The organism is Streptomyces sp. NPDC101178, from assembly GCF_044767965.1.
Classification (GTDB): domain Bacteria; phylum Actinomycetota; class Actinomycetes; order Streptomycetales; family Streptomycetaceae; genus Streptomyces.
The window spans coordinates 372,055-398,753 of record NZ_JBIWOZ010000009.1 but is presented as its reverse complement, the minus strand read 5'-3'; the positions used below and the strand labels follow the sequence as shown (position 1 = coordinate 398,753).

Genomic DNA, 26,699 nt, shown 5'->3' with positions numbered 1-26,699 from the left:
GCCGCGGGCTCCGCCCGCCGATCTGGTGGGCGCGGTGCCGGAGGGTCGCGATGACGCCGCGACCGTGGGCCGCGCCCGCGCGGCAGCCCGTGCGGACAGCGGTACCCCTCAGCAGCCGGGGGAGGGGCCGGCGCTCAGCGCCTCGGAACCCCAGGCGAGCTTGCGCAGGGAGTCTTTGGGGCCCTTACTCGAAGCGGTGTCGCCGTTCACCTTGACCCGGACCGTCACACCGGATGGGTCCAGCGCGACCAGTTCGCCGCACACAGCGCCCTGACGGGTGTGCACGGTGACGATCGCGCCCCCCTTCTCGCTTGCGGGGGCCACCCAGGTCGCCAGCACCCCCGCCGCCGTTGCCAGTACTCCGGCGACCGCGAGCCAGCGGGCGCGGTTCACCAGTTTCCCGATGCGTTCGCACTCCTTCTCCTCCCACCGCAGGAGCTGCGATTCGTCGGCGTACCGCAACGCGTCCTTCGGCCGTCCGTGCGCAGCGGAAGCGGCCGCGAAAGCCGAGGTCAGCAGGGCCAACAGGCCGAGGGACATGGCGAGTACGACGCCCCACCGGTAAATGGGGGTCAGCTCGGCGACGTTCTCGCGTCCCTTCAGCACCAGGACGGCCGCCAGGAGCGCGGTCGCCGTGGCGAGGAAGTTGCGCCAGCCCTCGGCCTGATGGCGGGCCATCTCCAACTGTGACTGGAGCATGTCGTACAGCCGCTGCCGGGCTTGGAGGCGGAGGGCCCGCGCGGAGATGCGGGGCGGGATGGCGCTCATCAGGATCCCTGCGGCGCGGCCGGTTGTACGGCGACTGTCCACCACGCGCCACAACCCCCGTGCTCCAAGGGATCCATGGGGTGAGTCATCGGGCACTCGCAGTCCATGCGGTGCTGCTCGGTGGCTGGGGTGGAGGAACCGTCGTTCCGCCGTCGGCGCCATCTCTTGGGCACGATGCCGGGCGAGAGGCGCGGGAGCGCGAACACGTTCCGGCCGTGGCAGACCGGGCAGGTGCCGGTGAACTCCGGGACGCCCGTCCCGTCCGTGTGCTGCCGCAGGTCGTCAGGCGGCGCGACCTGCTGCTCCTGGTAGGGCACGTCCTCATGGCCGGTCACGTGGACTCCTTCTCCGCCTGGGTCTCGGCCTCGGCATCTGCTGCTTCTTCTGCGGTACGGTTCGCCTCCTTGGGAGCGGTGGGGACGCGAAGACCGAACAAGGGCGCGTAATGGGCCAGTCGACGGCGCACCCCGGCGGCGTCCAGCTCGGTCTCCTCGGCTGCCAGCCGGATGTGCTCCTCCGTCACCTCCCTGGCCAGGGCCGGTTCGCTCCCGGTGAGGTGTGCAGTGAGAATGACGACGTCCCGCCAGTCGGGCGTGTGGGCGTCGTCCGGGGCCGGGTTCGGGGGCATGGGGCAGTCCATGGTCAGTCCCAGGTGCGCGTAGCAGGCCAGCGCCCGGTAGGTCTCGAGCAGACCGAGGCCCATGCGCACGGCGGTGATCGTCAGCGTCAGCGGGCTGACGCTTCCCCGGGCCAGGGGTTCGAACCGGAGTAGTTCCTCCATGGTGGCCCGCACCGTGGGGTTCAGTGCCTGTGCGGGTGTCGCGTCACCGGACGGTGCGGCGAGGGTCGGCAGGGCGGGGGCGCCGAGGGTTTGGTAGGCGCGTAGTTCGGATACCGCTGTGTCCAGGGCGACTCCGCACTCGCGGGCATAGGTGACGATGTCCCGGCGGGTGACCTCGGTCTTCCACTTGCGTCCCCAGTCCGTGCACAGCGCCTCGAGCACTTTCAGGTGGGGACTCAGCCCTCGGGCCTCCTCGGGCACGAGGTCGACGTCGATGCCGTAAGGCTCGGCCTCGCGGCGCACCTCGTCGGCCGTCTCACCGATCGTGGCGCGCAGGTGAGCCGCAAGGAGAAGAAGGCAGTGAGTGTCGACGCGGTCGGATACGGTGTCGAGTTCGGCCGTCAGGTCCCAGGTGGCGCCACGGAAGCGCAGCGACCTGCGGGTGTTGACCAATGCCTCCGGGCGTTCGCGGGACGGGGTCTGCCACCACGTGCGCACGGCTTCGACGGCTTCGACGCGCACCAGTCCCGCTGCGGCCAAGGCCTTGACCGCAGCGACGTCGTCATCCACCGACTCGGGTTCCGGCCAATCCCACAGGGCGCGCAGCACAGTCCAGGTGCTCAACGGGCCGTCGACCGAATTGTCTTCCAGCGCGAGGTCGGACCACCACGAGGGTGCCTTGACCGATGCGAGGGGCCCGCCCGACGGGTCGTCCATCCGCAAGCGCAGCCGCTCGGCGATCTTCCGAACGGAATGGGCTGTGGATCCCACCGTCGGGTCACCCCGCTTGGCCGACAGCCGGACCACTCTCAGCAGACTGATGGACGGCTGGGCCAGCAGCTCCAGTGTCGACATGTGGTACGTGAGATCCAAGGCCGCTTCGTCGCCGTCCAGGAACCGGACGTCACCCAGGTCCCCGCTCGTCCGGAAGCCGAACCGCTCGTAGCGCCGGACGACGGTCACGACGGTGGCGGGCTCGATGCCGAGCTGCTTGGCAAGGTAGGCGGCTATCTGAGGCGTTACGACTTCGGGAAGCGCATCGAGATTGACAACCGACTCAGCCCTGAGGACGGCGAGTTCCTGCTGATCCGGGATGTGCCGGGCGAGCTCACCGACATCCGGCGGCTCGGGAACGTCGGGGTGAAGAGTCCGGAGCCGACCGACGAGCTCGGTGATTTCCTGGAGCGTTTTGCCGTAGTGGCCGGCTATGAGCGGAATGGGGGCGTGAGCCGGTGGTTCCAGACCCCGCAGGGCCGGGCTGTAAGGGCTTTGAACGAGATAGGCCTTGTCCAGTTCGGCCAGCAGCGGGCTGATCTCGAGGTCGGCGAGGCGGGGGATGTCGGCCACTGCGGGCACCTGGAGCCCGGCGACGGCGTAGCGCCGGAGGGCGCGTGTCACGGTCCGCAGGTCGTGCCCGCCGTCCGCGGCCGCCCTGAGCGCCGCCGCCGTGGGGCTCCAGCGCGCGGCGGGCATGCCACGGAACAACAGGCCATCCAAGGCTGAGGGTTGCGGGAAACCGGCGGGGTAGCCGATGACAACGCGGTGACTTCCTGCCCGGGATCCCTGGCTGGGCGTGTTCACGAGCTGGGACCGCCACCAGCGGAAAAACAGGGCCGGGGAGGCGATTTCCTCAGCGAAGTGGGGCGAGATCGAGCCGGCATCTCTGTCGGCGGGGAGACAGCCGAGCGAGGCCAAGGCCACCGAGTGGCCTGGAGAACTCACTTCCTCGTCGTGCCACTGGTCCAGCGCGACTCGGGCGCCACTGGAGAGTAGATGCCGTAGAACGGTCTCGCCGATGCGGGCATCGTCGTTGATGAGCTGCCACAGCCACTCAAGAGGTATCGGATCCCAACGCCTCAGCGCGTCCACAGCCCCGGCCAGTTCCTCGCGGACCGTGTCGGTCGCGAAGCCCTGGAGCCGGTTGCGGTCGACGCTGAGGTCCGGTCGGTGCCGGCGGCGCAGATTGACGACATAGCCGTGTGGTCGCTCGTCGTTCCCGACGAGGATTCCATCCACCAGACGCGCGCCCTTGCCCCGAACCCACCACGGGCCCTCGGGCGAGCCCTGGGGCACCACCGCAGTGATCGACTTCAGGACGCCCGGCTTCCACTCGTCGTGGTCATACGGCTCGGTGAGTCGGTCCTCCACGCGCAGCCGTACCGGGGTGTGCCAGATCTGTTCCCGAAGGATCTTGATGACGGAGGGAGGGGTGCCGGTGAATTCGGGACGCAGGTGGAGGCGGATCCGGGTGCCGGCCTCCATGGACCGGTCGGTGGACGTGCGCATCAGGCCGGAGTCCGATGTGACATGGACGTGATGGCCGGCCCCGCCGCTGCCGACTCCGCTCTCGTCGGCGGGCCGGGTGGTGACCTCGATCGTCTCGGCGAGCATGAAGTAACTGAAGACGCCGATGCCGAAACGGCTGTTGAGTTCGGGATACACCCCCTTGCGTCGCCAGCGGCGCAGTTCGCGGACGTGCTGCGGCGACTGTTCGTAGCGCCGGCCGGCCTGGGAGAAGAGTTTGTCGAGCTCTTCCTCGGTCATGCCGATGCCGTTGTCCTCGCACTCCAGGTAGATCCGCTCGTGCTCGTCGCGGCCGAGAACGAAGGTGACGGTGTACTCGGACAGTTCCTTGACATGGGTGCCTGGGCGGAGGCCGCCCTCCTGCTGAGGGACAGTGGCGGCGTATCTCTGGCGGGCATGACGTCGGCGGCAGGCGTCGAGCGCGTTCTGGTAGAGCTCGCGGAGGGCGAGCATGTGGTCGCCGTAGAGCTGGGTGCCCATGATGAGGGGCTTGACGCCGTCCTCCGCGAGCTGAAAGCGGGGCGGCGGGGACTTGTAACTGCCGTCCTGCGGCTCCAGGCCGCCCGTGCCGATGCTCTTGGGGAGCCGGGCGAACAGCGCCGCCTGGCGATGAGCGTCCCGGAGATCGCGCGCGGCGGCGGACGCGGCGTGCGCGTGCCGGTCCAGCGCCACGTGCAGTGCTGCGCCGGGGCACTCGAGTACCAGCCCCCACTCCTGACCGCCGGAGGGAGCGAAACCGCCGTCATCCAGTCCGGTAGCCAGCCTCGCCACCTCGCCCATGGCGTCGTCGTTGCCGAGGTGGTCCACGACGATGCCGTCCAGCATCCGAGGGTCGATGGCGAGCAACTCGGCCATGTGCAGGAGCCCGGCGAGGTGGGCGGGGCGCCAGGACGTCGTGTCGGTCAGCATCAGGCGCTCCGCCAGCTGGTCCTCCCAGGGTTTCCCGTCCGGGGCCTTCCCCGACGGGCGGGTGCGCATCTGGGAGGCCACCTGGAGGAGCGCGTCACGCACCCGGTTGCGGCGGGTGGCCTTCGACGAGATGTCGAGGGACGCGGCGTACTCGGCGGCGTCCGTCAGCATGTCGAGGACATCCGTCATGCTCTCCAGAGCGCCGATCACGGGCGCGGAGCCCGGGTACCAGAGCTGGTCCCAGTCGGCCAGGAGCCGGTGCCTCAGCCACTGTTCGGCGGCGACCGCGGCGGCGTCCGCCCCGGCATCACGCAGTCTGAGTCGCTTGGCGTCGATCTGCCGATAGGCCCGGCGGACGTCCTCCATGTCCTGTCCGAGGTAGTGCCTGAAGGCGCCGTCGTCGTCGGACGGTGCCTCCTCGTCCTCGGCGGGCCCGGCGGCCGGGTAGATCTCCGCCAAGGCCCGGCGGCTGCACGCCACGGCGGCTTCGCGGACGAAGGGCGTCGCCACGAGGACGACCACTTCGAGAGGGCTCAGCCGCCCCTCCGGGCTCTCCGGGACGAGCCGGTGTAGCTGGGTGAGGACACGCTCGGGAAACTGGGGATCCTCCCAGAGATCCGGGCCGGCCTTGCGTTCCCGGTTCGCGTCGTGCCGGATGCGGAGGACCTTGTCGATGAGCAGGCTGATGCGGTCCTTGAGCCGACCGGTCACCATGCCGTCGCCAGCGACTCTGCCCCACAGGGGCGAATCGTGCATGGCGGCGGTCCATCCCCGAGGCCCCGGTCTGGACGCGCAGATCTCCCGCCGGGATGGCTTGGCCGGGGCATCGCCCAGCGGACTGCCCAGCCATAAAACGTCCACCGGGTGCCGGCTCCCGTTGTCCCGGGCTATCTCCTCGGTACGGCGCTTCACCTGAGTGATCACCTCGGCGATCGTGCGCCACGGCGTGTCAGGGGACAGCGCCTCGGCCAGCGCCCGGCCCATGAAACTGCCGTCCTCGGTGCCCATGGCCCGTTCCCCCGCCACGCACGCCTGGAGCAGGACGACGTTGCGGCGCTGGTGCGACACCTCCGGCGGAGACGGGGTCCCTATGTCCGGGTCGGCCTCGTCCCGGCACGCGTCGAGGCAGAGCATCACGGTCGCCGCCGAACCCAGCTTCTCCAAAAGCTCGTTGGGCGCCACCTTGATGAGACTGCGCAGCGCCGCCCGGTCCGCGTCGCTGGGCACGAGGAAGTCCGCGTCCCCTCTGCGCACCCCGTGACCGGAGAAGTAGACGAGGGCGAAGTCGTCGTCCTGGCACTGGGCCAGAAAGGTGTTGAGGGCCGCGACGATCCCGTTCCCGGTCGTCTGCTTCTCGGTGTCCAGCACGGTGATGTCGCCGTCCGAGTAGCCCGATCCGAGCAGGGCGTCCCTGATACGGGACGTGTCCTGGCGGACGAACTCGATGTCTTGCTGAGGGGCCGCGATCAGCAGCGCCCGTGACACGCCCTTGCCCATGACGGAGCGGTCTCCTCCCCCTCGGCCAAGAAGGACACGCCCTCTGGTGCCGTGCCGTCGTCAGGGCAACAGTACGACGGCACGCCCTGGCTCAGGGGCACTCCAGGTAATCCCGCCCCAGCCGGACAGGACTTCGGCTCACGGCCACATCAGGCAGTGGCTCACGGCCACACCAGGCAGTACGCCTGGTGCCCCGCGTCGTGCAGCCGGTGGGAGAAGTCCTGCCACTCGTGGAGCAGCTGGTAGACGTTGAACGCGTCGCGCGGGCCGCCGCGGTCGGGGACCGTGGACCAGATGAAGGCCGCCGCGCCGACGGACTCCTCGCCGATGCCGCGCAGCGGGTCGACGACGGTCATGGGGAGCTTGACCACCGCGTAGTCCGGGTGGAGGACGACCAGCTCCAGCGGCGGGACCTTGTGCAGGGGTATGCCCTGGATGCCGGTCAGGACCATGGCGGCCACCGTCTCCGGCTTGATCTTGGTGAACATGCCGCCCATGCCCAGCTCGTCGCCGCCCAGCTCCTCCGGGCGCATCGAAATGGGCACGCGTGCGGCGGTCGCCCCGTCCGGGGCGCCGAAGTACTTGTAGGTCACCCCCATCCCGCCACTGCTCCTGCTTCCGGGGGGCGGCGTGCTCTCCGCGCCCCTGCCGCCCTGTGCGCGCTCGGCCTTTCGCCGGTGCCGCCCTCGCCGGGCAGGCTCGGGCCCCAGGTCGCCGGTCCCTTCGCCCACTCCGCCACCGCGATGCATATCTCATCCACCCGACTACTTCTTAGGAGACACAGCCCCCGCCGCGCAACCCGATCATCGTGTCAGTGACCTCCCCCACGGGCGTGCGGTGAAACACCTGCCCGCAAGACCGTCCGTGCCTCTGACACCATGGCATGTGTGAGCTTTCCCTATGTCGCCCCAGTTTCGCAGACGTGAGGGTGCCGACGCTCTTCCGTGATACGAGGGGAGCGCGCTGACTGCTCACCGGTGGCCGGTATTACCTTGGATTCTCCGGCCCGGCCTCCCGACACCCGAATCGCAGATCAGGACCAAAGTGGCGTACTCATACGAAGCCCCAGTCTCGCAGTCGCTGTTCGACCGGGCGTCCGTCGTGACGCCCGGCGGCGTGAACTCACCCGTGCGTGCCTTCCGGGCCGTGGGCGGTACGCCCCGGTTCATGGTGTCCGGAACCGGTCCGTACCTCACCGACGCCGACGGCCGGGAGTACGTCGACCTCGTCTGTTCGTGGGGGCCGATGATTCTCGGCCACTCCCACCCCGAGGTCATCGCCGCCGTCCAGGAAGCGGTCTCCCGGGGCACCTCCTTCGGTACGCCGGGGGAGGGCGAGGTCGCGCTGGCCGAGGAGATCGTGGCGCGGATCGAGCCCGTCGAGCAGGTCCGCCTGGTCTCGTCCGGCACCGAGGCGACGATGTCGGCGATCCGGCTGGCCCGCGGCTTCACCGGCCGGGCCAAGGTCGTGAAGTTCGCCGGCTGCTACCACGGGCACGTGGACGCGCTGCTGGCCGCCGCCGGCTCGGGCCTGGCCACCTTCGGGCTGCCCGACACCCCGGGCGTCACCGGTGCCACGGCCGGGGACACCGTCGTGCTGCCGTACAACGACCTGGACGCGGTGCGGGCCGCCTTCGCCGCGCACCCCGGCGAGATCGCCTGCGTGATCACCGAGGCCTCGCCCGGCAACATGGGCGTCGTCCCGCCCGCCGACGGCTTCAACGCCGGGCTCAAGGAGCTGTGCGCGGCGAACGGCGCCCTGTACATCTCCGACGAGGTCATGACGGGCTTCCGTACGTCGAAGGCCGGCTGGTACGGCGTCGACGGCGTCCGCCCGGACCTGATGACCTTCGGCAAGGTCATGGGCGGCGGCTTCCCGGCCGCGGCCTTCGGCGGCCGCGCCGACGTGATGGCGCACCTCGCCCCGGCCGGCCCGGTCTACCAGGCGGGCACGCTCTCCGGGAACCCGGTCGCCACCGCCGCGGGCCTCGCGCAGCTGCGGCTGCTCGACGACGCGGCGTACGCGAAGATCGACGCGGTCTCCGCCGAACTGCGCTCCCTTGTAGGTGACGCGTTCACCAAGGAAGGCGTCGCGCACACCGTGTCGTCGGCGAGCAACATGTTCTCGGTCTTCTTCACGGACCGGCCGGTGCGCAACTACGAGGACGCGAAGAAGCAGGAGTCCTTCCGCTTCACCGCCTTCTTCCACTCGATGCTGGAACAGGGCGTCTATCTGCCGCCGTCCGCCTTCGAGTCCTGGTTCGTCTCCACCGCCCACGACGAGCAGGCGATCGAGCGGATCGCCGCCGCCCTGCCCGCCGCCGCCCGTGCCGCATCGGAGGCCACCGCATGAGCGAGAGCGCGAGCCGCAAGGACATCACCGTGGTGCACCTGATGCGTCACGGCGAGGTCCACAACCCCGACGGTGTGCTGTACGGCCGGCGCCCCGGCTACCACCTCTCCGAGCTGGGCCGGCAGATGGCCGACCGGGTCGCGGACCACCTGGAGAAGCGCGACATCACCCATGTCGTCGCCTCCCCGCTGGAACGCGCCCAGGAGACGGCCGCGCCGGTCGCCAAGGCGCACGGCCTGGACCTGGCCACCGACGCCCGGCTCATCGAGGCCGGCAACGTCTTCGAGGGCAAGACCTTCGGCGTCGGTGACGGTGCGCTGCGCAAGCCGGACAACTGGAAGCACCTCACCAACCCGTTCCGGCCGTCCTGGGGTGAGCCGTACATCGAGCAGGTCGTCCGCATGATGGGCGCGCTGGACGCGGCCAAGGACGCGGCGCGCGGCCATGAGGCGGTCTGCGTCAGCCACCAGCTGCCGATCTGGATCGTCCGCTCGTTCGTGGAGCGCCGCCGGCTCTGGCACGACCCGCGCAGGCGCCAGTGCACGCTGGCCTCGCTGACCAGCTTCACCTATCAGGGCGACCGGATCGTCTCCGTCGGCTACTCGGAGCCGGCCCGGGACCTGGTGCCCGCGCATCTGCTGGCCGGGGCGAAGCCGGTGAAGGGGAAGTCGAAGGCCTTCGGCGCGTAATCGGCGTCCGCACGAGCCGTGAACATACGGGACCGACCGCCACCGCGGTCGGTCCCGTTCTTCGTGGGCCTCGCCCGGCAGTTCGAAGAGGCCCCGGGCGCCGCCGCCCGGGACGCCCTCACCGAGGCCTTCCGGGCCGAGGCCGTCCGCACCGGCACCGCGCTCGTCGAGGAGCTCGACGACGACCCCGGCCACCGGTCCGTCACCTTCCTGTGGCGCGGCCACCGGGTCACCCGCAACCTCCACAACGGCGGTCACGACCACGCCTGCCGGTGCGGGTTCCTGGCGGACGCGCTGGTGGGGCTCAGGGCACCGGTCTTGACGTGGACGCGGCAGGGTCCCAGGGTGGAACGGGCCCGGCCCACTGTCCGGCCGCGCGTTCCGCAGCGCTGCCCGGACGCCCCGCCGGAAGGTAAAGCGTAAAGAAAGTCCCCAATTGCACGGAACCGTCGCGCCGCTCAAGACCTCTCACTGTCCAGCAGTTTGTATGGCCTTGAGATAAAACGACCGCAGATGGGGACCACATGCGCGACATCAATCGAAGGGGACTGCTCGGCGCGGGGCTCGGCACCACGGCCGCGATCGGACTCGCCGGCTGCGGTTTCTCCAGTTCCTCCGGCTCGGCGGAGGGCGGCAGCGACAAGGGTGACACCGGCGCCGGCGGCAAGGGCGACACCGGCGGCGGCAACAGCGGAAACGGTTCGCCGAAGGACAAGGTCCGGCTGATCGGCGACGGCTCCACCGCCGACACCGGAAAGCAGCCCCACCAGCCCGCCGCACCCGTCCCGCTCGAACCCGGCCAGACGCCGCCGCAGTTCGTGATCTTTTCCTGGGACGGGGCGGGCGAGGTCGGCAACGGCCTCTTCCCGCGCTTTCTGGAACTGGCGAAAGACCACGACGCCGCGATGACCTTCTTCCTCTCCGGGCTGTATCTGCTGCCCGAGTCGAAGAAATCCCTCTACCGTCCTCCGAACAACCCGCGCGGCGCCTCCGACATCGGCTATCTCACCGATGACCACGTCAAGGACACGCTGACGTACGTACGCCAGGCCTGGCTGGACGGCCATGAGATCGGCACGCACTTCAACGGGCATTTCTGCGGCGGTTCCGGATCCGTCGAACGCTGGACACCCGCGCAATGGCGGAGCGAGATCGATCAGGCTGTGTCCTTCGTCACGGAATGGCGGACCAACACCGGCTGGGAGAACGAGGACCCGCTGCCGTTCGACTACCGAAAGGAGTTGATCGGGGGCCGCACCCCCTGTCTGCTCGGCCAGGACAATCTCCTGCCGACCGCGGGCAAACTCGGCTGGCGCTACGACGCCAGCTCGCCCGGCGGCCGCCAGACGTGGCCCGTCAAGCGCGGCGGCGTCTGGGATCTGCCGCTCCAGGCCATGCCGTTCCCCGGCCACTCCTTCGAGGTCCTCTCGATGGACTACAACATCCTCGCCAATCAGTCGCAGAATTCGACCAAGGGCATGCCCTCGCGGTATCCGGGCTGGCGCAAGCAGGCCACCGGCGCGTATATGAACGGTTTCGAGCGCGCCTACACGACGAATCGCGCGCCCTTCTTCATCGGCAACCACTTCGAGGAGTGGAACGGCGGCATCTATATGGACGCCGTGGAAGAAGTGATCAAGAAGACGGCCGGCAAGAAGGATGTGCGGCTCGTCTCCTTCCGGCAGTTCGTCGACTGGCTCGACGCGCAGGATCCCGCCGTCCTCGCCAAGCTCCGCACCCTGGAGGTCGGACAGTCGCCCGCAGGCGGCTGGAACTCCTTCCTTAAACAGGCTTGACAAGGGGCTTTACGGGCACCGAGGGGGGTGCGGGAGATCGCCGGAACTGCCATGCGAAACTTTTCACATGAGCTTTGGCCGCGCGTCCCGACGCCGCTTCACCCTGCTCGCCGCCACCGCCGTGGCCGGTGCCCTGACGCTGACCGCGTGCGGGGACGGCAACAAGGCCCAGGGCGGCGGCAACACCAACTTCGTCACCGGCAAAGGGGGCATCTCCACCGTCGCGAAGGAGGAGCGCCCGGACGCGCCGAAGCTCCAGGGCGAGAGCCTGGACGGCAAGCCGCTCGACCTCGCCGACTACAAGGGCAAGGTCGTCGTGCTCAACGTCTGGGGCTCCTGGTGCGGCCCCTGCCGGCTGGAGGCGAAGTACTTCGCCAAGGTCTCCGAGGAGACCGCCGACCAGGGCGTGCAGTTCCTCGGCATCAACACCCGGGACGCGCAGCGGGACCCCGCGATCAACTTCGAGAAGGACTACGGGGTCACCTACCCGAGCTTCTTCGACCCGATCGGCAAGCTCATGCTCCGCTTCCCCAAGGGCACCGTGAACCCGAAGGCGATCCCGTCCACCGTGGTGATCGACCGGGACGGCAAGATCGCGGCCCGCACGCTCCAGCCGCTGGACGCCGACCAGCTGCACGAGATGATCGACCCGATCATCGCGGAGAAGTGACCCGGTGATCCCGCTCGCCGCGCACCACGGGACCGTCCCGCTCGCCTCGTACGACGGCGCGCTCACGCTGGCCTCGTACAACGACACCGTCGTCAGCGGGGCCCTGCTGCTGGCCGTGCCGATCGCCCTGCTGGCCGGGCTCGTCTCCTTCTTCTCGCCGTGCGTCCTGCCGCTCGTCCCCGGCTATCTGAGTTACGTCACCGGGGTCAGCGGCACCGACCTGGCCGAGGCCCGCCGCGGCCGGGTGGTGGCGGGCGCCTCGCTCTTCGTCCTCGGGTTCACCGCCGTGTTCGCCTCCACCGGGGCGCTCTTCGGCTACTTCGGCGACGAGCTCCAGATGCACTCCGAGGTGCTCAACAAGGTCCTCGGCGGACTGATGATCCTCATGGGGATCTTCTTCATGGGGCTCCTGCCGGGCGTGACACAGCGCGAGTTCCGCCTGCACAGGAAGCCGGTGGCCGGGCTGGCGGGCGCACCGGTGCTCGGCGCGCTGTTCGGGATCGGCTGGACGCCGTGCATCGGCCCGACGCTCTCCTCGGTGCTGTTCCTCTCCGCCGAGAGCGCCACCGCCGGACGTGGCGCGATACTGACCGTCGCGTACTGTCTCGGACTCGGCGTCCCGTTCATCCTGGCCGCGGTCGCCTTCCGCAAGGCGCTCGGCGCGTTCGGCTGGGTCAAGCGCCACTACGCGTGGGTCATGCGGATCGGCGGCGGCATGATGATCGTGACCGGACTCCTGCTGTTGACGGGTGTGTGGGCGACGCTCATGCAGCAGATGCAGACCTGGTCCAGCGGCTTCGTTGTGGGGATCTGAGTTCATGAGCAAGGCGAACAGCGACACGGACACCGGCGCTCGTGGCGAGGCCGCCGAGAGCGGGACGGCGGCCGACCGCGAACAGCGGCGCGTCGACGAAGCGGCCGGCGAGCGGCTCTCCACCGCGCCCCGCGAGGAGCGCCCGGAGACCGACTCCGCCGACGGCACCGGCCTGCCCGCCATGGGCGTGGTCGGCTGGATCCGCTGGTTCTGGCGGCAGCTCACCTCGATGCGGGTCGCGCTGATCCTGCTCTTCCTGCTCTCCCTCGGCGCCATCCCCGGCTCGCTGATCCCGCAGACCAGCGTGGACGACCTGAAGGTCCAGAACTTCAAGGACCAGCACACCACCCTCACGCCGATCTACGAGAAGCTCCAGCTCTTCGACGTCTACAGCTCGGTGTGGTTCTCCGCGATCTACATCCTGCTCTTCGTCTCGCTCATCGGCTGCATCGTGCCGCGCACCGGCCAGTTCTTCGGCCAGCTCCGCAGCCGCCCGCCCGGCGCCCCGAAGCGGCTGACCCGGCTGCCCGCGTACACCACCTGGCGCACCGGGGCCGAGCCCGAGGCGGTCCGCGAGGCGGCCCGCGGCCTGCTCGGCAAGCGGCGGTTCCGGGCGCACACGGTGGGCGACGCGGTCGCCGCCGAGAAGGGCTACCTCCGCGAGGCGGGGAACCTGGTCTTCCACATCGCGCTGATCGTGATGCTGGTGGCCTTCGCCACCGGCCAGCTCTTCAAGTCCGAGGGCGGCAAGCTGGTGGTGGAGGGCGACGGTTTCGCCAACACGCTCACCCAGTACGACGACTTCAAGTCCGGCTCGCTCTACGACTCCGACACGCTGGCCCCCTTCAGCTTCGTCCTGGACAAGTTCGTCGGTACGTACGAGAAGAGCGGCCCGCAACGCGGCACGCCCCGCACCTTCGAGGCCCGCGTGACGTACGCCGAGGGCGCCGACGGGCCCGACCGCAAGGCCGTCATCCGCGTCAACGAACCGCTCGTCGTGAACGGCACCAAGGTCTACCTCATCGCCCACGGCTACGCCCCGGTCGTCACCGTCCGGGACGGCAAGGGCAAGGTCGTCTCGCGGAGCTCCGTACCGCTGCTGCCGATCGACAACAACATCACCTCCACCGGCGCGATCAAGGTGATGGACGGCTACCGCGACAAGAACGGCGTCAAGACGCAGCTCGGCTTCAAGGCCTTCTTCGTGCCGACCTTCGCGGGCCACGGCAAGGGCCAGATGTTCTCGCAGTTCCCCGGCGCCGAGTTCCCGGTGCTGGCGCTGAGCGCCTACAGCGGCTCCCTCGGCGTGGACTCCGGGCTGCCGCAGAACGTCTACCAGCTCGACACGTCCAAGATGAAGGAGTTCAAGGACGAGAACGGCGAGCTGCTGAAGAAGATGCTGCGCCCCGGCGAGAAGCTGGACCTGGCCGACGGCGAGGGCTCGATCACCTTCGAGGGCATCGAGGAGTGGGCCAGCTTCCAGATCTCCCAGCAGCCGGGCAACGGCCTCGCGCTCGGCGGTGCCATCGCCGCCATCGCCGGACTGGCCGCCTCGCTCTTCATCCAGCGCCGCCGGGTCTGGGTCCGGGCGGTCCGGGGCGCGGACGGGGTGACCGTCGTGGAGATGGCGGGCCTCGGCCGCAGCGAGTCCGCGAAGCTCCCGGAGGAGCTGGGCGACCTCGCGGCCGCCCTGATCACGACGGCGCCGGTCGCGCCGGAGAAACCTGACGCGCCGCAGAAACCTGACGCGAACGAGGCCGGGAGCCGGCCCGTACATCCTGCTGAAGCACCTGCCGAAGGGGCTGAGAAGTGAATCTCGCCGCCGCAACCAACGAGAGCCTGGCGAACACCAGCAATGTGCTGATCTATTCGTCGATGGCCGTCTACACGCTGGCCTTCTTCGCGCACATCGCGGAGTGGGTCCTCGGCAGCCGCAGCAAGGTCGGCCGCACGGCCGCCGGGCTGTCCGGCTCCGCGGCCGGTGGCGCCGCCGCCCCCCAGGTGGTCACCCAGGCCGGTGGCACCGCCGTACTGGAGCGGCCGAAGGTCGTCACCCGCTCCGCCGCCGGCACCCGCGACGTGCCGGACGGGCCGGGCGCGGCGGGCGGCACGTTCAAGGGTGACCTGTGGGGCCGGATCGCGGTCTCGCTGACCGTGGTGGCCTTCGCCGTGGAGGCGGGCGGGGTCATCACCCGCGCCCTCTCCGTGCAGCGAGCCCCCTGGGCCAACATGTACGAGTTCTCGATCACCTTCTCCACCGTGGCGGTCGGCTCGTACCTGGTGCTGCTCGCGCTGAAGAAGAACGTCCGCTGGATCGGCCTCCCCCTGGTCACCACGGTGCTGCTGGATCTCGGTCTCGCGACGACGGTCCTCTACACCGAGAGCGACCAGCTGGTGCCCGCGCTGCACTCGTACTGGCTGTGGATCCACGTCTCGACCGCGATCATCTGCGGCGCCGTCTTCTACCTCGGCGCGGTCGGCACGGTGCTCTACCTCTTCCGCGACAGCTACGAGAACAAGCTCGTCTCCGGTGGTACGCCGGGGAAGTTCGCCACCTCCGTCATGGAGCGGCTGCCCTCCGCGTCGTCGCTGGACAAGTTCGCGTACCGGGTCAACGCGGCGGTCTTCCCGCTCTGGACGTTCACGATCATCGCGGGAGCGATCTGGGCGGGTGACGCCTGGGGCCGGTACTGGGGCTGGGACCCCAAGGAGGTCTGGTCCTTCATCACCTGGGTCGCCTACGCCGCCTACCTGCACGCCCGCGCCACGGCCGGCTGGAAGGGCCGCAAGGCCGCCTACCTGGCGCTGGTCGCCTTCGCCTGCTGGCTGTTCAACTACTACGGCGTGAACATCTTCGTCAGCGGCCTGCACTCCTACGCCGACGTCTGAGACCGGGCAACGACGAGGGCGCCCCGGGTCTCCACTCGGGGGGCCCTCGTCGTCATGTCAGCTCAGCGGTGTGTCCAGGACCGCCTTGCGGTGGCTGAACGTCTCCAGCGAGTACCGGCCGTGGTAGCTGCCCATGCCGCTCTCGCCGACCCCGCCGAACGGCAGGTCCGAGACGGTCAGATGGGCCAGCGGCAGCCCGATGCCCACCCCGCCCGACGAGGTCTCGGCCAGCAGCCGGTCCCGTACGGCGGGGGAGTCGGTGAACGCGTACAGCGCGAGCGGCTTGTCCCGGTCGTTGATGAAGGAGATCGCCTCGTCCAGGCCGGCCACCGTCACCAGCGGCAGGATCGGGCCGAAGATCTCCTCGCCCATCACCGGCGCGTCCGGCGCGACATCGGCCAGCACGGTCGGCGCGATGTACTTGGTGTCGCGGTCGTAGGCGCCGCCGGTCACCGTACGGCCCGAGCCCAGCAGGCCGGTCAGCCGGTCGAAGTGACGCTCGTTCACGATCCGCCCGTACTCCGGGTGCTCGGCCGGGTCCGTCCCGAACAGCCCCTCCACGGCGATCGCCAGCGCCTGTGCGAGCGCCGGAGCGGTCTCCGGGTCGGTCAGTACGTAGTCCGGGGCGACGCAGGTCTGCCCGGCGTTGAGGAACTTGCCCGAGGCCAGCCGTCCCGCCACGGCCTTCAGGTCCGCACCCCGGTCGACGAAGACCGGCGACTTGCCGCCGAGCTCCAGCGTGACCGGGGTGAGGTGCTTCGCGGCGGCCGCCATGACGATCCGGCCGACCGTGCCGTTGCCGGTGTAGAAGATGTGGTCGAAGCGCTGCTCCAGCAGGGCGGTGGTCTCCTCCACCGCGCCTTCGACGACGCCGACCGCCTCCGTGTCCAGGTATTGCGGCAGCAGCCGCGCCACGGCGGTGGAGGTGGCGGGCGCCAGCTCGCTGGGCTTGACGACCACGCAGTTTCCGGAGGCCAGCGCGCCGACGACCGGGGCGAGCAGCAGTTGCACCGGGTAGTTCCAGGGCGCGATGACCAGGACGACCCCGAGCGGGTCCAGCACGGTGTGCGCGGTGGCCCCGGTGGGCGCGAGATGCGGCGGTACGGGGGCGGGTTCGGGCCGCAGCCAGTCGGCGAGGTGCTCCAGGGTGTGGTCGATCTCCCGGACCGTGAAGTCGATCTCGGTCCGGTACGCCTCCTTGCGGCTCTTGCCCAGGTCGGCGCGGAGGGCGTCCGCGAGGTCGTCGCCGTGCTCGGTGAGCAGGGCGCGCAGCCGCTCCAGCTGACCGGTGCGCCAGGCGAGGTCCTTGGTGCGGCCGGTGCGGAAGGTGGCGCGGAGGCGGGCGACGAGGTCGGCGGGGGACTCGGTGGAGGTCGCGGTGGGGGTCGCGGACATGTGGGGCTCCTCAAGAGGGTCACGCGTGCCCGTGAAAGAGAGGCGCGCGCTGCGGTACCCCTTCGAGGATGGCCGACGCCACCCCGCCGACGCGCCCACCGCGCCGGTCGGAAAGATCACGCCCGGCCGGAGGAATAACCCGTGAGGAACAGCTCGTGAGGAACAGGCAGGGAGGAACAGCCCGTCAGGACGTGGGCGGGGTCTTGTCGTCGGGGCTCGTGTCGCCCTCGCGGCGTCCGCGCTCCTCCTCCTCGGCGGCCGCGCGCTCGGCCTCCTTGTCGTCCTTGAGGGACTTCAGGAAGTCGGGGTTGTCGTCCGGGGCCACCCACTGCTGGCGCCTGCCGCCCGGCTGCCAGGAGGAGAGCCCGCCGCCTCCGGCCGCCCGATGCCGCACCTTGCCCGCGAAGAGCCAGCCGATCGAACCCACGACCCAGAACAGCAGGATGATGAAGACCCAGGCGATCTTGGGCAGATGCTTGGTGTCCTCCTCCGAGGTGTTCAGGCAGTCGATGAAGGCGTAGATCATCAGCGCCAGCGGCAGGATGAACATCAGGGCTCTCATGGCGCGTCCCCCAGTGGAGCGGGCGGCGGGGCTCGGTGTTCCCCGGTGTCGCCGCCAGGGTACCGGCTGGCCGCCGGGAATCCCGGGCCCGCAGCCGGGGGAGCCCCGGCGGGGGCGCGCGGGCGGGGATGACAAACTGGACCGCATGGCTTACGACGATCTCCGCTCCCTGCTCCGGGCTCTTGAACGCGATGGTGATCTCAAGCGCGTCAAGGCCGAGGTCGATCCTCACCTGGAGGTCGGCGAGATCGTCGACCGGGTGAACAAGGCGGGCGGCCCCGCCCTCCTCTTCGAGAACGTCAAGGGCTCCTCGATGCCCCTGGCCATGAACGTCTTCGGCACCGACCGGCGCCTGCTCAAGGCGCTCGGGCTGAAGTCGTACAGCGACATCAGCGACAAGATCGGCGGCCTGCTCAAGCCGGAGCTGCCGCAGGGCTTCGTCGGCGTACGGGAGGCCTTCGGCAAGCTCGGCTCGATGGTCCACGTACCGCCGAAGAAGGTGAAGTCGGACGACGCGCCGGTGCAGGAAGTCGTCCTGAAGGGCGACGAGGTCGACCTGGAGCAGCTGCCCGCGCTCTTCACCTGGCCCGGCGACGGCGGCTCCTTCTTCAACCTGGGCCTCACCCACACCAAGCACCCCGAGACCGGCGTCCGGAACCTGGGGCTCTACCGGCTCCAGCGCCACGACAAGCGCACGATCGGGATGCACTGGCAGATCCACAAGGACTCCGCCAACCACTACCAGGTCGCCGCCCGGCGCGGTGAGCGGCTGCCGGTCGCCATCGCCTTCGGCGCCCCGCCCGCCGTGACGTACGCCTCCACCGCGCCGCTGCCCGGAGACATCGACGAGTACCTCTTCGCCGGGTTCGTCCAGGGCAAGCGGATCGAGATGGTCGACTGCAAGACCGTGCCGCTCCAGGTCCCGGCGCAGGCCGAGGTCGTCATCGAAGGGTGGCTGGAGCCGGGCGAGATGCTGCCGGAGGGCCCGTTCGGGGACCACACCGGCTTCTACACCCCGCAGGAACCGTTCCCCGCACTGACCATCGACTGCGTCACGATGCGCAAGCGCCCGCTGCTCCAGTCCATCGTGGTGGGCCGGCCGCCGACCGAGGACGGGCCGCTGGGCCGGGCCACGGAGCGGTTCTTCCTGCCGCTGCTGAAGATCATCGTGCCGGACATCGTGGACTACCACCTGCCCGAGGCGGGCGGCTTCCACAACTGCGCGATCGTCTCGATCGACAAGAAGTACCCGAAGCACGCGCAGAAGGTGATGAGCGCGATCTGGGGCGCGCACATGATGTCGCTGACCAAGCTGATCGTGGTCGTCGACTCCGACTGCGACGTCCACGATCTGCACGAGGTCGCCTGGCGGGCGCTCGGCAACACCGACTACGCCCGGGACCTCACCGTCACCGAGGGCCCGGTCGACCACCTGGACCACGCCTCGTACCAGCAGTTCTGGGGCGGCAAGGCGGGCATCGACGCCACCCGGAAGCTGCCCACCGAGGGCTACACCCGGGACGGCGGCTGGCCGGAGATGGTCGAGTCCGACCCGGAGACGGCGGCGAAGGTCGACCGCCGCTGGAAGGAGTACGGGCTGTGAGCGGCGCGGCAGAGGCGGCGGCCGTCCAGGGCCCGGCACCTTCCAGCAGCAAGGTGAAGTCCTTCCTGCGGCTGGTGATGATCGAGCACTCGGTCTTCGCGCTGCCCTTCGCGTACATCGCCGCCCTGACCGCGATGTTCCAGCTGGACGGGACGATCCACTGGAGCGTCCTGCTGCTCGTGACGCTGGCGATGGTCGGGCTGCGGACGTTCGCGATGGCCGCCAACCGGATCATCGACCGGGAGATCGACGCCCGTAACCCGCGCACCGCGGGCCGGGAGCTGGTCACCGGTGCGGTGTCGGTGCGGTCGGCGTGGACCGGGGCGCTCGTCGCGCTCGCCGTCTTCCTGGGCGCCGCCGCGCTGCTCAACCCGCTCTGCCTGGTGCTGGCGCCGTTGGCCGTCGTGCCGATGGTGGTCTATCCGTACGGCAAGCGGTTCACGAACTTCCCGCACGCCATCCTGGGGCTCGCGCAGGCCATCGGGCCGATCGGCGCCTGGCTCGCGGTGACCGGCTCCTGGTCGTGGGACGCGGTGATCCTGGGGCTGGCCGTCGGCATCTGGATCGGCGGCTTCGACCTGATCTTCGCCTGTCAGGACGTTGCTGCGGACCGGGCCCACGGGGTGCTCTCCTTCCCGGCGCGCTTCGGCATCCCGGCGGCGCTCTGGGGCGCGCGGGTCTGTCATCTGGTGACCACCGGGCTGCTGGTCTGGTTCGGCCTGGCGACGGACGCCGAGGTCTTCTACTGGATCGGCATGGTGATCGTCGCGGTGGCGTTCGTCTACGAGCACCGCGTGGTGCGGCCGCACGACCTGTCCCGGCTGAACCGTGCCTTCTTCTCCGTCAACGGCTTCATCGGCATGGCGCTCTTCGCCTGCGCGCTGCTGGACCTGCTGGTGCGCGGCCTGACCCCGTAAGGCTCCGGCGGTCTTCCCGCCCGCGAGAACCCGCGGCTCAGACCGTGACCAGGTTGTCCGGGCCGCGGTGCGCGGGCGGCCGGCGGAAGAGGAAGGCCGCCGCCACGCCGCCTATGAGCCCGAAGAGGTGGCCCTGCCAGCTGACGCCCGACTCGGTCGGCAGCACGCCCCAGAGCAGCGAGCCGTAGACCACGGCGACGCCGATGCCGATCAGCACGTCCCAGGGCCGCCGGTCCACGAAGCCGCGGACCAGCAGGTAGCCGAGGAGCCCGAAGACCACACCGGAGGCGCCGAGCGTCACGGTGAAGGCGGGAGCGGTCAGCCAGACGCCTATGCCGCTGACCAGGATGATCGTCACGACGACGGCGGCGAATCTGCGCAGCCCGCCGAGCGCGGCGATGAAGCCGAGGACCAGCAGCGGAACGCTGTTGGAGGCGACGTGCTCCCAGCCGCTGTGCAGGAACGCGGCGGGTATGACGTCACGCAGCTCGGCCATCTCGCGCGGGCTGATGCCGTAGGTGTCGAGTGCGTGGCCGGTCGCCACGTCGATCCCTTCGAGGATCCACAGCAGTGCGACCCAGCCCACCATCACGATGCCGGCCGTGAGCGCTCGTGCGCTGCCGGTCGTGGTGGATCCGGTGGTGCGGTCGGTGCTCCAGTAATCGCCCATGGTCTACCCCTGCCCCCGGGTTGCCCGTCATCCGTTGAACGTCCGGGGCCGCCGCCCGGTTCCGGGTGCGGGGTGCCGGGGCGTGCCGGATAGGCTCGCAGATGTGGAATCCGGGACTTCAGTGACTCATCAGCAGCGGCGGCCTTGGATTGTCGGGGTGTCCGGTGCTTCGGGGACCCCGTTCGCGGCCGCCGTCCTGCGCGGCCTGCTGGCGGGCGGCGAGAGCGTGGACCTGGTGGTGAGCCGGGCCTCGCGGCTCACCCTGCTGGACGAGACCGGCATCGCGTTCCGGGACGGGCACTGGCGCGATGACCTGCGCTGTTGGCTGGAGCGCGGCGCCGACGGGAAGCCGGACGCCTTCACGGTGAGCGATGCGGAGCTGGAGCACGTACGCCACTGGCCGGCCGGTGATCTGGCCGCCGGGCCGTCCTCCGGGTCGTACCCGGCGCAGGGGATGCTCATCGTGCCGGCCTCGACGGCCTGCGTGGCCGGAGTGGCGCTCGGCCTGTCGAAGGATCTGCTCCAGCGGGCCGCGAGCGTGACGCTCAAGGAGCGCCGGCCGCTCGTCGTCGCGGTGCGCGAGACCCCGCTGAGCGGCCAGACGCTGAAGCAGATGGTGGCCTTGGACGAGGCGGGCGCGATCGTGCTGCCCGCCTCTCCGGCGTTCTACGCGGGCGCGACGCACATCCAGGACCTGGTGGACTTCGTCGCGGGGCGGGTGCTGGACGCGGCCGGGGTGGAACACCGGCTGTACCGCCGCTGGGAGGGAGAGCTCGGTGGCGGCTCCCGCAGCCCGGCTGAGTGAGGGCTCGGCCCGGGGGTCAGAAAGACCTCGGGCGGCTGAATGGCCTCGGGGGCTGAATGGCCCGGCTCAGCGCTTCTTGGTGGTGCGCGGGGCGCGGGTCTTGTCCACGCGGTGCGCGGCGGCGGGCTGGTGGGCACGCGAGCGGTTGGCCAGGTCCTGCAGCTCGCGCATCCGGGCGTAGGCCATCTCGATCGTGTACACGGTGAAGTTCACTCCTGAAGATTCGAAAGCGTTTCTTGGATGTTCTAGAAGATTTGCAGGGTGTGGGCCCTGCATGCCTTAGATTCTACACGTAGACTCGCGGTACTGCTGAACAATGGAAGGTCTCAGTCATATGGACGCGGTGGACAGGCAGCTCATCCAGGCCCTCAGAGAGAACGGCAGGGCCTCGTACGCCGAGCTGGGACGGCTCGTGGGGCTCTCCGGGCCCAGCGTCACCGACCGCATCAACCGGCTGGAAACCGCCGGTGTCATCACCGGCTACCGCGCCACCGTCGACTCGGCCTCGCTCGGCCTCGGCGTCACCGCGCTGATCGGCATCTCGCTCTCGGACGCCGCCGACCACGAGGACGTGGCGCACCGGCTGAAGGACCTCGCGGAGATCGAGGACTGCTGGTTCATCGCGGGCGACGACTCGTACATGCTCAAGGTCCGGGTCGGTGACGTGGACGGCCTGGAGAAGACGATCCGGCGCCTGAGCGGTACGAAGGGCGTCTCGCGGACCCGTACCACCATCGTGCTCTCCACCAAGTGGGAGAACCGGGTCGGGGAACTTCCCGAGGAGTCCTAGGCGCGGAGCGCCGTAAAGGGGGCCCCGCCCGCCCGAAGGGTGGGGGAGTACGGTTGGTGCGGTCTGTTGTACGGAGGAATGGGAGGCGGCCAGGTGGACGCGGGACTCAAGCGCGAGCTGGAGCAGAAGGTCCGGGCCGGCGAGCGGCTGACCCGCGAGGACGGGATCGCGCTCTACGCGTCCGACGACCTGGCGTGGCTCGGCGGGCTGGCGCACGAGGTGCGCACCCGTAAGAACGGTGACGTCGTGCACTTCAACGTCAACCGCCACCTCAACATGACCAACGTGTGCACCGCCTCGTGCGCGTACTGCTCGTTCCAGCGCAAGCCGGGCGAGAAGGACGCGTACACGATGCGGATCGAGGAGGCCGTCAGCCTCGCCAAGGCGATGGAGGGCGAGAACCTCACCGAGCTGCACATCGTCAACGGCCTCCACCCCAACCTCCCGTGGCGCTACTACCCGCGCTCGCTCAGCGCGCTGAAGGAAGCCCTGCCGGACGTCGCGCTCAAGGCGTTCACGGCGACGGAGATCCACCACTTCGAGACGATCTCCGGCCTCAGCGCCTCCGAGATCCTCGACGAGCTGATCGCGGCCGGTCTGGAGTCGCTGACCGGCGGCGGCGCGGAGATCTTCGACTGGGAGGTCCGCCAGCACATCGTCGACCACCGCACCCACTGGGAGGACTGGTCGCGCATCCACCGCCTCGCGCACGAGAAGGGGCTCAAGACCCCCGCGACGATGCTGTACGGGCACATCGAGGAGCCCCGTCACCGCGTCGACCACGTGCTGCGGCTGCGCGAGATGCAGGACGAGACCGGCGGCTTCCAGGTCTTCATCCCGCTGCGCTACCAGCACGACTTCGTGGACATGAAGGACGGCAAGGTCCGCAACAAGCTCCAGGCGCGTACGACGATGGCGACCGGCGCCGAGGCGCTGAAGACCTTCGCCGTCTCGCGGCTGCTGTTCGACAACGTGCCGCACGTCAAGGTGTTCTGGGTGATGCACGGCGTGCAGACCGCCCAGCTCGCGCTCCAGCACGGCGCGGACGACATGGACGGCTCGGTCGTCGAGTACAAGATCACGCATGACGCCGACGACTTCGGTACGCCGAACAAGCTCGGCCGCGAGGACCTGCTGGACCTGATCCGCGACGCCGGTTTCCGGCCGGTGGAGCGGAACACGCGGTACGAGATCCTGCGCGAGTACCCGGGCCCGGACGCCGATCTGCGCGAGTCGCCGCAGCCGATGCGGGTCTGAGCCCCTGTACGCACGAAGAAGCCCCGGCCGCCGCCCCCGGCCGGGGCTTCTTCGTGTTCCGAGTGGAGTGGATCTCTCGCAGAGGTAAGGATTACTGTTCCCATATGGCACTTACCTTTGAGCTGGATCCCTCGTTCTCGCCGGCCCTGCGCGACGGCATCACCGCCCTGTGGGCCGATGTCACGAACGCCGGCGGCGCTGTCGGCTTCGTCCCGCCGGTCACGGCCGAGGACGTCCGGCCCGACCTGCTCAACCACCTCGTCGCCATGGAGCAGGGCCGCACCCGGCTGCTCGTCGGCCGCGACGAGGACGGGAAGGTCGCCGCCACCGCCTTCCTCGCCCTCAACGACCACCGGCTGCTGCGCCACTGGCTCTGGCTCTACACCGTGATGCTCCACCCGCGCCACCAGGGCAAGGGGTACGGTCGCGACCTCATGGCCGCCACCGCCGACGCGGCCCGCTCCATCGACGGCATCGAGGCGATCCGCCTCACCTGCCGCGGCGGCACCGGCGCCGACCGCTTCTACGCCGCCTGCGGCTACAAGGAGGTCGGCCGGGTCCCGGGCGGCATCCGGGTCGCGCCGGGCGACGACCGCGACGACATCGTCATGCTGCTCCCGCTGTGACCGGGAGCCCCGGCCCGCTGTGACCGGAGCCGCGGCCCGCTGTGACCGGGAGCCCCCTCAGCCCTGAGAATTCGGGCCATGCTTCACTGGACGGGCAGGAGTGTGGGAAGAGACCGAGAAGTCCACGGGAAGAGAGAGGGCCTGCCGTGTCCGCTGCCAAGCCGAGCGCGATGATCCGGTACACGGCGTTGCGCCTGTTGATCTTCGTAGGCTGCTTCTTCATCGCCGGTGTCGCCGTCCACTTCGGCCTGGTCCCCGCCGGCCTCGGCGGCGCCAACATGGTCTGGGTGATCCTGCTCGGCCTCGTCCTCTCCGCGCCGCTCAGCTACGTACTGCTGCGCAAGCAGCGCGACGAGATGTCCGAGCAGATCGTCTCCACGGTCGACCGGACCAAGGCCCGCCTCGACGCCAACCGCACCCGCGAGGACGCCGTTCAGTAAGGTTCCTCACACCCGCCGAAAGCCCCGGACCGGAGCGCACCGCTCCCGTACCGGGGCTTCGGCGTTCTCGGGGGCCTCGAGGGTGCCGGGGCGGGCCGGTTTCCGGTCCGTGATCTCCATGGTCAAAGAAAGGCTTTGAGCTTCTCAAAGTTCAAGTGTTAACGTGTTCGACATGAAGACAGCAGTGCGCCTCCGTCATGCCGCGAGCATTCCGCTCGTGGCGCGCCTGCACGTCGATCTCTGCCGCTGTATGTCCGCGGTCTGTTGCCGCAACGTCTGATACGGCATCATGCAGCGGCGCCGCCCTTGACGCGGGCGCCGCGATCCCGTCCCCGTTCCACCGCACGACCGTACGGCTGTCCTCGTACGTCCCGATGCGTCCCCACTGGAGTGTGTCCGTGTCCGCGAATTCCGCGTCCGCCGCCCCCGAGGCCGAGCAGCCGTCCACCGGCTCCGGCCCCGCTTCCCGTATACCCAGGTTCCCGTTCTGGGCACAGATCGTCGCCGGTCTGGTGCTCGGTGTCCTGCTCGGCTGGCTGGCCCGCAGCCAGGACGTGTCCTGGCTCGTCACCACGCTCGACAAGATCGGCTCGATCTTCGTCCAGCTGCTGAAGCTGGCCGTAGCCCCGCTGGTCTTCTTCGCGATCCTGGTGTCGATCACCAACCTGCGCAAGGTCAACAACGCCGCCCGGCTGGCCACCCGCACGCTGCTCTGGTTCATGATCACGTCGCTGATCGCGGTCGCCATCGGCCTCGCGATCGGCCTGATCACCAACCCGGGCTCCGGCACCGGCCTCACGCCGAAGGACGGCAAGCTGCCCGAACGCACCGGCAGCTGGATCGACTTCCTCACCGGCATCATCCCGAACAACGTGATCGAGCCGTTCACCGAGCTGAACGTGCTCCAGATCGTCTTCATGGCGGCCGTCGCCGGTATCGCGGCCCTCAAGCTCGGTGAGAGGGCCCAGCCGATCCTCACGCTCAGCCAGTCGATCCTGGAGCTCCTCCAGAAGGCCCTGTGGTGGGTCATCCGCCTCGCCCCGATCGGCACCATCGGCCTCATCGGCTACGCCATCGCCGGCTACGGCTGGGACCTGATCGGCAAGTACGCCACGTTCACCGCCGACATCTACATCGGCTGCCTCCTGGTGATGTTCGGCGTCTACCCGCTGCTCCTGGCCACCGTCGCCAAGGTCAGCCCGCTGCAGTTCTTCAAGGGCGCCTGGCCCGCGATCCAGCTCGCCTTCGTCTCCCGCTCCTCGGTCGGCACCATGCCGGTCACCCAGCGGGTCACCGAGCGCCTCGGCGTGCCGAAGGAGTACACCTCCTTCGCCGTTCCGTTCGGCGCGACCACGAAGATGGACGGCTGCGCCGCGATCTACCCGGCGCTGGCGGCGATCTTCATCGCGCAGATCTTCGACGTGCAGCTCGGCATCGGCGACTACGTGCTGATCGCCTTCGTCTCGGTGATCGGCTCGGCGGCCACCGCCGGACTCACCGGTGCGACGGTCATGCTGACCCTGACCCTCTCCACGCTGGGCCTCCCGCTGGAGGGCGTCGGCCTGCTGATGGCCATCGACCCGATCCTGGACATGATCCGCACCGCCACCAACGTGGCCGGTCAGGCGCTGGTCCCGGTCATCGTCGCGGCCCGCGAGAAGATCCTCGACCACGACAGGTACAACTCGGCCTCGTCCTCCTCGATCGACACGTTCGGCCCGTCCGGCGACGACGGCTGGGACGAGGACCGCGACCGTGACCGCGTGTCGGAACCGAAGGACGCGGTTCCGGTCTCCGCCTAGCGGCAATCCGGCCCGTACGTCCCGAGTGCCCCCGGCCCACCTCCTGAGGTGGGCCGGGGGCACTTTCGTGTTCCGGGCGCGCTGTCCCGCGGCCCCGGAGAAGATGGGGGCGATTCCGGCCAGGGGAGCAGCGGAGAGGTGGTGAAATGTCGATTTCGCTGCTGTTGGTCCCCGGGTTTCCCGCAGGTACAGGCCAGAGAGTGATGGTCCAGACCATTGACTCGATCGGGCTCCCCCTCCTACCGTGTCGCTTGCCTGGGGCCGACACCTCCAGGGGATTTTCGGAACGGTGCAGATCCGCCCCCTGACGTGCTTTCTGACGGTCTCTCGGCAACTCCGTCCGGTGCTGTCCGATGCCCTCAG

General features: G+C 69.6%; 24 protein-coding genes. 16 read left to right on the top strand and 8 right to left on the bottom strand.

Features of this window, described 5'->3' with window-relative positions; all coding sequences use genetic code 11:
• Window positions 1-108: 108 nt before the first annotated feature.
• The 4 genes from ACIRR8_RS26325 to ACIRR8_RS26310 all read right to left on the bottom strand — a co-directional run bounded on the left by ACIRR8_RS26325 (window position 109) and on the right by ACIRR8_RS26310 (window position 7,008).
• Entirely contained in the window at window positions 109-768 is a 660-nt protein-coding gene (locus ACIRR8_RS26325; protein ID WP_404069334.1) for a hypothetical protein, read from the bottom strand.
• The gene (locus ACIRR8_RS26320; RefSeq protein ID WP_404069332.1) at window positions 768-1,103 is read right to left on the bottom strand and encodes a hypothetical protein; all 336 of its coding nucleotides are present in this window, start codon (window positions 1,101-1,103) and stop codon (window positions 768-770) included. Before ACIRR8_RS26320 ends, ACIRR8_RS26325 begins: the two co-directional genes overlap by 1 nt.
• Complete coding sequence (locus ACIRR8_RS26315; RefSeq protein ID WP_404069330.1) at window positions 1,100-6,259, bottom strand: caspase family protein; 5,160 nt, start codon at window positions 6,257-6,259, stop codon at window positions 1,100-1,102. The genes ACIRR8_RS26320 and ACIRR8_RS26315 overlap by 4 nt, the downstream gene beginning before the upstream one ends.
• 161 nt (window positions 6,260-6,420) lie before the next feature.
• Window positions 6,421-7,008, bottom strand: a complete 588-nt coding sequence (locus ACIRR8_RS26310; RefSeq protein ID WP_404069328.1) for a hypothetical protein — start codon at window positions 7,006-7,008, stop codon at window positions 6,421-6,423.
• 295 nt (window positions 7,009-7,303) lie between these two features.
• Between ACIRR8_RS26310 and hemL the strand changes: the two genes are divergently transcribed.
• The 8 genes from hemL (at window position 7,304) to ccsB (ending at window position 15,469) form a co-directional block, all read left to right on the top strand.
• The gene (hemL, locus tag ACIRR8_RS26305) at window positions 7,304-8,611 is read left to right on the top strand and encodes a glutamate-1-semialdehyde 2,1-aminomutase (RefSeq protein ID WP_404069326.1); all 1,308 of its coding nucleotides are present in this window, start codon (window positions 7,304-7,306) and stop codon (window positions 8,609-8,611) included.
• On the top strand, window positions 8,608-9,300 hold the full coding sequence (locus tag ACIRR8_RS26300; RefSeq protein ID WP_404069324.1) for a histidine phosphatase family protein: 693 nt from the start codon (window positions 8,608-8,610) through the stop codon (window positions 9,298-9,300). The genes hemL and ACIRR8_RS26300 overlap by 4 nt, the downstream gene beginning before the upstream one ends.
• An 18-nt stretch (window positions 9,301-9,318) precedes the next feature.
• Window positions 9,319-9,723, top strand: a complete 405-nt coding sequence (locus ACIRR8_RS26295) for a hypothetical protein (protein ID WP_404069322.1) — start codon at window positions 9,319-9,321, stop codon at window positions 9,721-9,723.
• Window positions 9,724-9,824: 101 nt separating this feature from the next.
• Window positions 9,825-11,096: a hypothetical protein gene (locus ACIRR8_RS26290; RefSeq protein ID WP_404069320.1), complete on the top strand. Its 1,272-nt coding sequence runs from the start codon at window positions 9,825-9,827 to the stop codon at window positions 11,094-11,096.
• 67 nt (window positions 11,097-11,163) lie between these two features.
• A complete protein-coding gene (locus ACIRR8_RS26285) occupies window positions 11,164-11,766 on the top strand; it encodes a TlpA family protein disulfide reductase (protein ID WP_404069318.1) in 603 nt (200 codons plus the stop codon).
• 4 nt (window positions 11,767-11,770) lie between these two features.
• Window positions 11,771-12,580: a cytochrome c biogenesis CcdA family protein gene (locus ACIRR8_RS26280; protein WP_404069316.1), complete on the top strand. Its 810-nt coding sequence runs from the start codon at window positions 11,771-11,773 to the stop codon at window positions 12,578-12,580.
• Between the two features lie 4 nt (window positions 12,581-12,584).
• A complete protein-coding gene (locus ACIRR8_RS26275; protein WP_404069314.1) occupies window positions 12,585-14,393 on the top strand; it encodes a cytochrome c biogenesis protein ResB in 1,809 nt (602 codons plus the stop codon).
• Window positions 14,390-15,469: a c-type cytochrome biogenesis protein CcsB gene (ccsB, locus tag ACIRR8_RS26270; RefSeq protein ID WP_404069312.1), complete on the top strand. Its 1,080-nt coding sequence runs from the start codon at window positions 14,390-14,392 to the stop codon at window positions 15,467-15,469. The genes ACIRR8_RS26275 and ccsB overlap by 4 nt, the downstream gene beginning before the upstream one ends.
• Window positions 15,470-15,526: 57 nt before the next feature.
• On the opposite strand, the gene ACIRR8_RS26265 is transcribed toward ccsB, so the two are convergent.
• Both ACIRR8_RS26265 and ACIRR8_RS26260 read right to left on the bottom strand, forming a co-directional pair.
• Complete coding sequence (locus ACIRR8_RS26265) at window positions 15,527-16,864, bottom strand: aldehyde dehydrogenase family protein (protein ID WP_404069310.1); 1,338 nt, start codon at window positions 16,862-16,864, stop codon at window positions 15,527-15,529.
• Window positions 16,865-17,048: 184 nt separating this feature from the next.
• Complete coding sequence (locus tag ACIRR8_RS26260; RefSeq protein ID WP_404069457.1) at window positions 17,049-17,414, bottom strand: PLD nuclease N-terminal domain-containing protein; 366 nt, start codon at window positions 17,412-17,414, stop codon at window positions 17,049-17,051.
• 157 nt (window positions 17,415-17,571) lie between these two features.
• Here ACIRR8_RS26260 and ACIRR8_RS26255 point away from each other — a divergent pair, with 157 nt between their 5' ends.
• The gene (locus ACIRR8_RS26255; RefSeq protein WP_356746681.1) at window positions 17,572-19,029 is read left to right on the top strand and encodes a menaquinone biosynthesis decarboxylase; all 1,458 of its coding nucleotides are present in this window, start codon (window positions 17,572-17,574) and stop codon (window positions 19,027-19,029) included.
• Window positions 19,026-19,946 carry a menaquinone biosynthesis prenyltransferase MqnP gene (mqnP, locus tag ACIRR8_RS26250; RefSeq protein WP_404069308.1) on the top strand — a complete coding sequence of 307 codons (921 nt, stop codon included), beginning with the start codon at window positions 19,026-19,028 and terminating at the stop codon, window positions 19,944-19,946. The genes ACIRR8_RS26255 and mqnP overlap by 4 nt, the downstream gene beginning before the upstream one ends.
• Window positions 19,947-19,983: 37 nt before the next feature.
• On the opposite strand, the gene ACIRR8_RS26245 is transcribed toward mqnP, so the two are convergent.
• Window positions 19,984-20,616: a rhomboid family intramembrane serine protease gene (locus ACIRR8_RS26245; RefSeq protein WP_404069306.1), complete on the bottom strand. Its 633-nt coding sequence runs from the start codon at window positions 20,614-20,616 to the stop codon at window positions 19,984-19,986.
• A gap of 121 nt (window positions 20,617-20,737) precedes the next feature.
• Between ACIRR8_RS26245 and ACIRR8_RS26240 the strand changes: the two genes are divergently transcribed.
• On the top strand, window positions 20,738-21,421 hold the full coding sequence (locus tag ACIRR8_RS26240; protein ID WP_404069304.1) for a UbiX family flavin prenyltransferase: 684 nt from the start codon (window positions 20,738-20,740) through the stop codon (window positions 21,419-21,421).
• A gap of 66 nt (window positions 21,422-21,487) precedes the next feature.
• Here the strand turns inward: ACIRR8_RS26240 and ACIRR8_RS26235 are convergent, their stop codons facing one another.
• Window positions 21,488-21,634, bottom strand: a complete 147-nt coding sequence (locus ACIRR8_RS26235) for a hypothetical protein (protein WP_018512700.1) — start codon at window positions 21,632-21,634, stop codon at window positions 21,488-21,490.
• 121 nt (window positions 21,635-21,755) lie between these two features.
• On the opposite strand from ACIRR8_RS26235, the gene ACIRR8_RS26230 reads away from it, so the two are divergent.
• The 5 genes from ACIRR8_RS26230 (at window position 21,756) to ACIRR8_RS26210 (ending at window position 26,336) form a co-directional block, all read left to right on the top strand.
• Window positions 21,756-22,211 (top strand): Lrp/AsnC family transcriptional regulator, encoded by a 456-nt coding sequence (locus ACIRR8_RS26230; RefSeq protein ID WP_030803885.1) that lies wholly within the window; start codon window positions 21,756-21,758, stop codon window positions 22,209-22,211.
• Between the two features lie 93 nt (window positions 22,212-22,304).
• A complete protein-coding gene (gene mqnE / locus ACIRR8_RS26225; RefSeq protein ID WP_404069302.1) occupies window positions 22,305-23,468 on the top strand; it encodes an aminofutalosine synthase MqnE in 1,164 nt (387 codons plus the stop codon).
• A gap of 104 nt (window positions 23,469-23,572) precedes the next feature.
• Window positions 23,573-24,094 (top strand): GNAT family N-acetyltransferase, encoded by a 522-nt coding sequence (locus ACIRR8_RS26220; RefSeq protein ID WP_404069300.1) that lies wholly within the window; start codon window positions 23,573-23,575, stop codon window positions 24,092-24,094.
• 146 nt (window positions 24,095-24,240) lie between these two features.
• Complete coding sequence (locus ACIRR8_RS26215; RefSeq protein ID WP_404069298.1) at window positions 24,241-24,534, top strand: DUF4229 domain-containing protein; 294 nt, start codon at window positions 24,241-24,243, stop codon at window positions 24,532-24,534.
• A gap of 398 nt (window positions 24,535-24,932) precedes the next feature.
• Window positions 24,933-26,336 (top strand): dicarboxylate/amino acid:cation symporter, encoded by a 1,404-nt coding sequence (locus ACIRR8_RS26210; RefSeq protein WP_404069296.1) that lies wholly within the window; start codon window positions 24,933-24,935, stop codon window positions 26,334-26,336.
• Window positions 26,337-26,699: the final 363 nt, after the last annotated feature.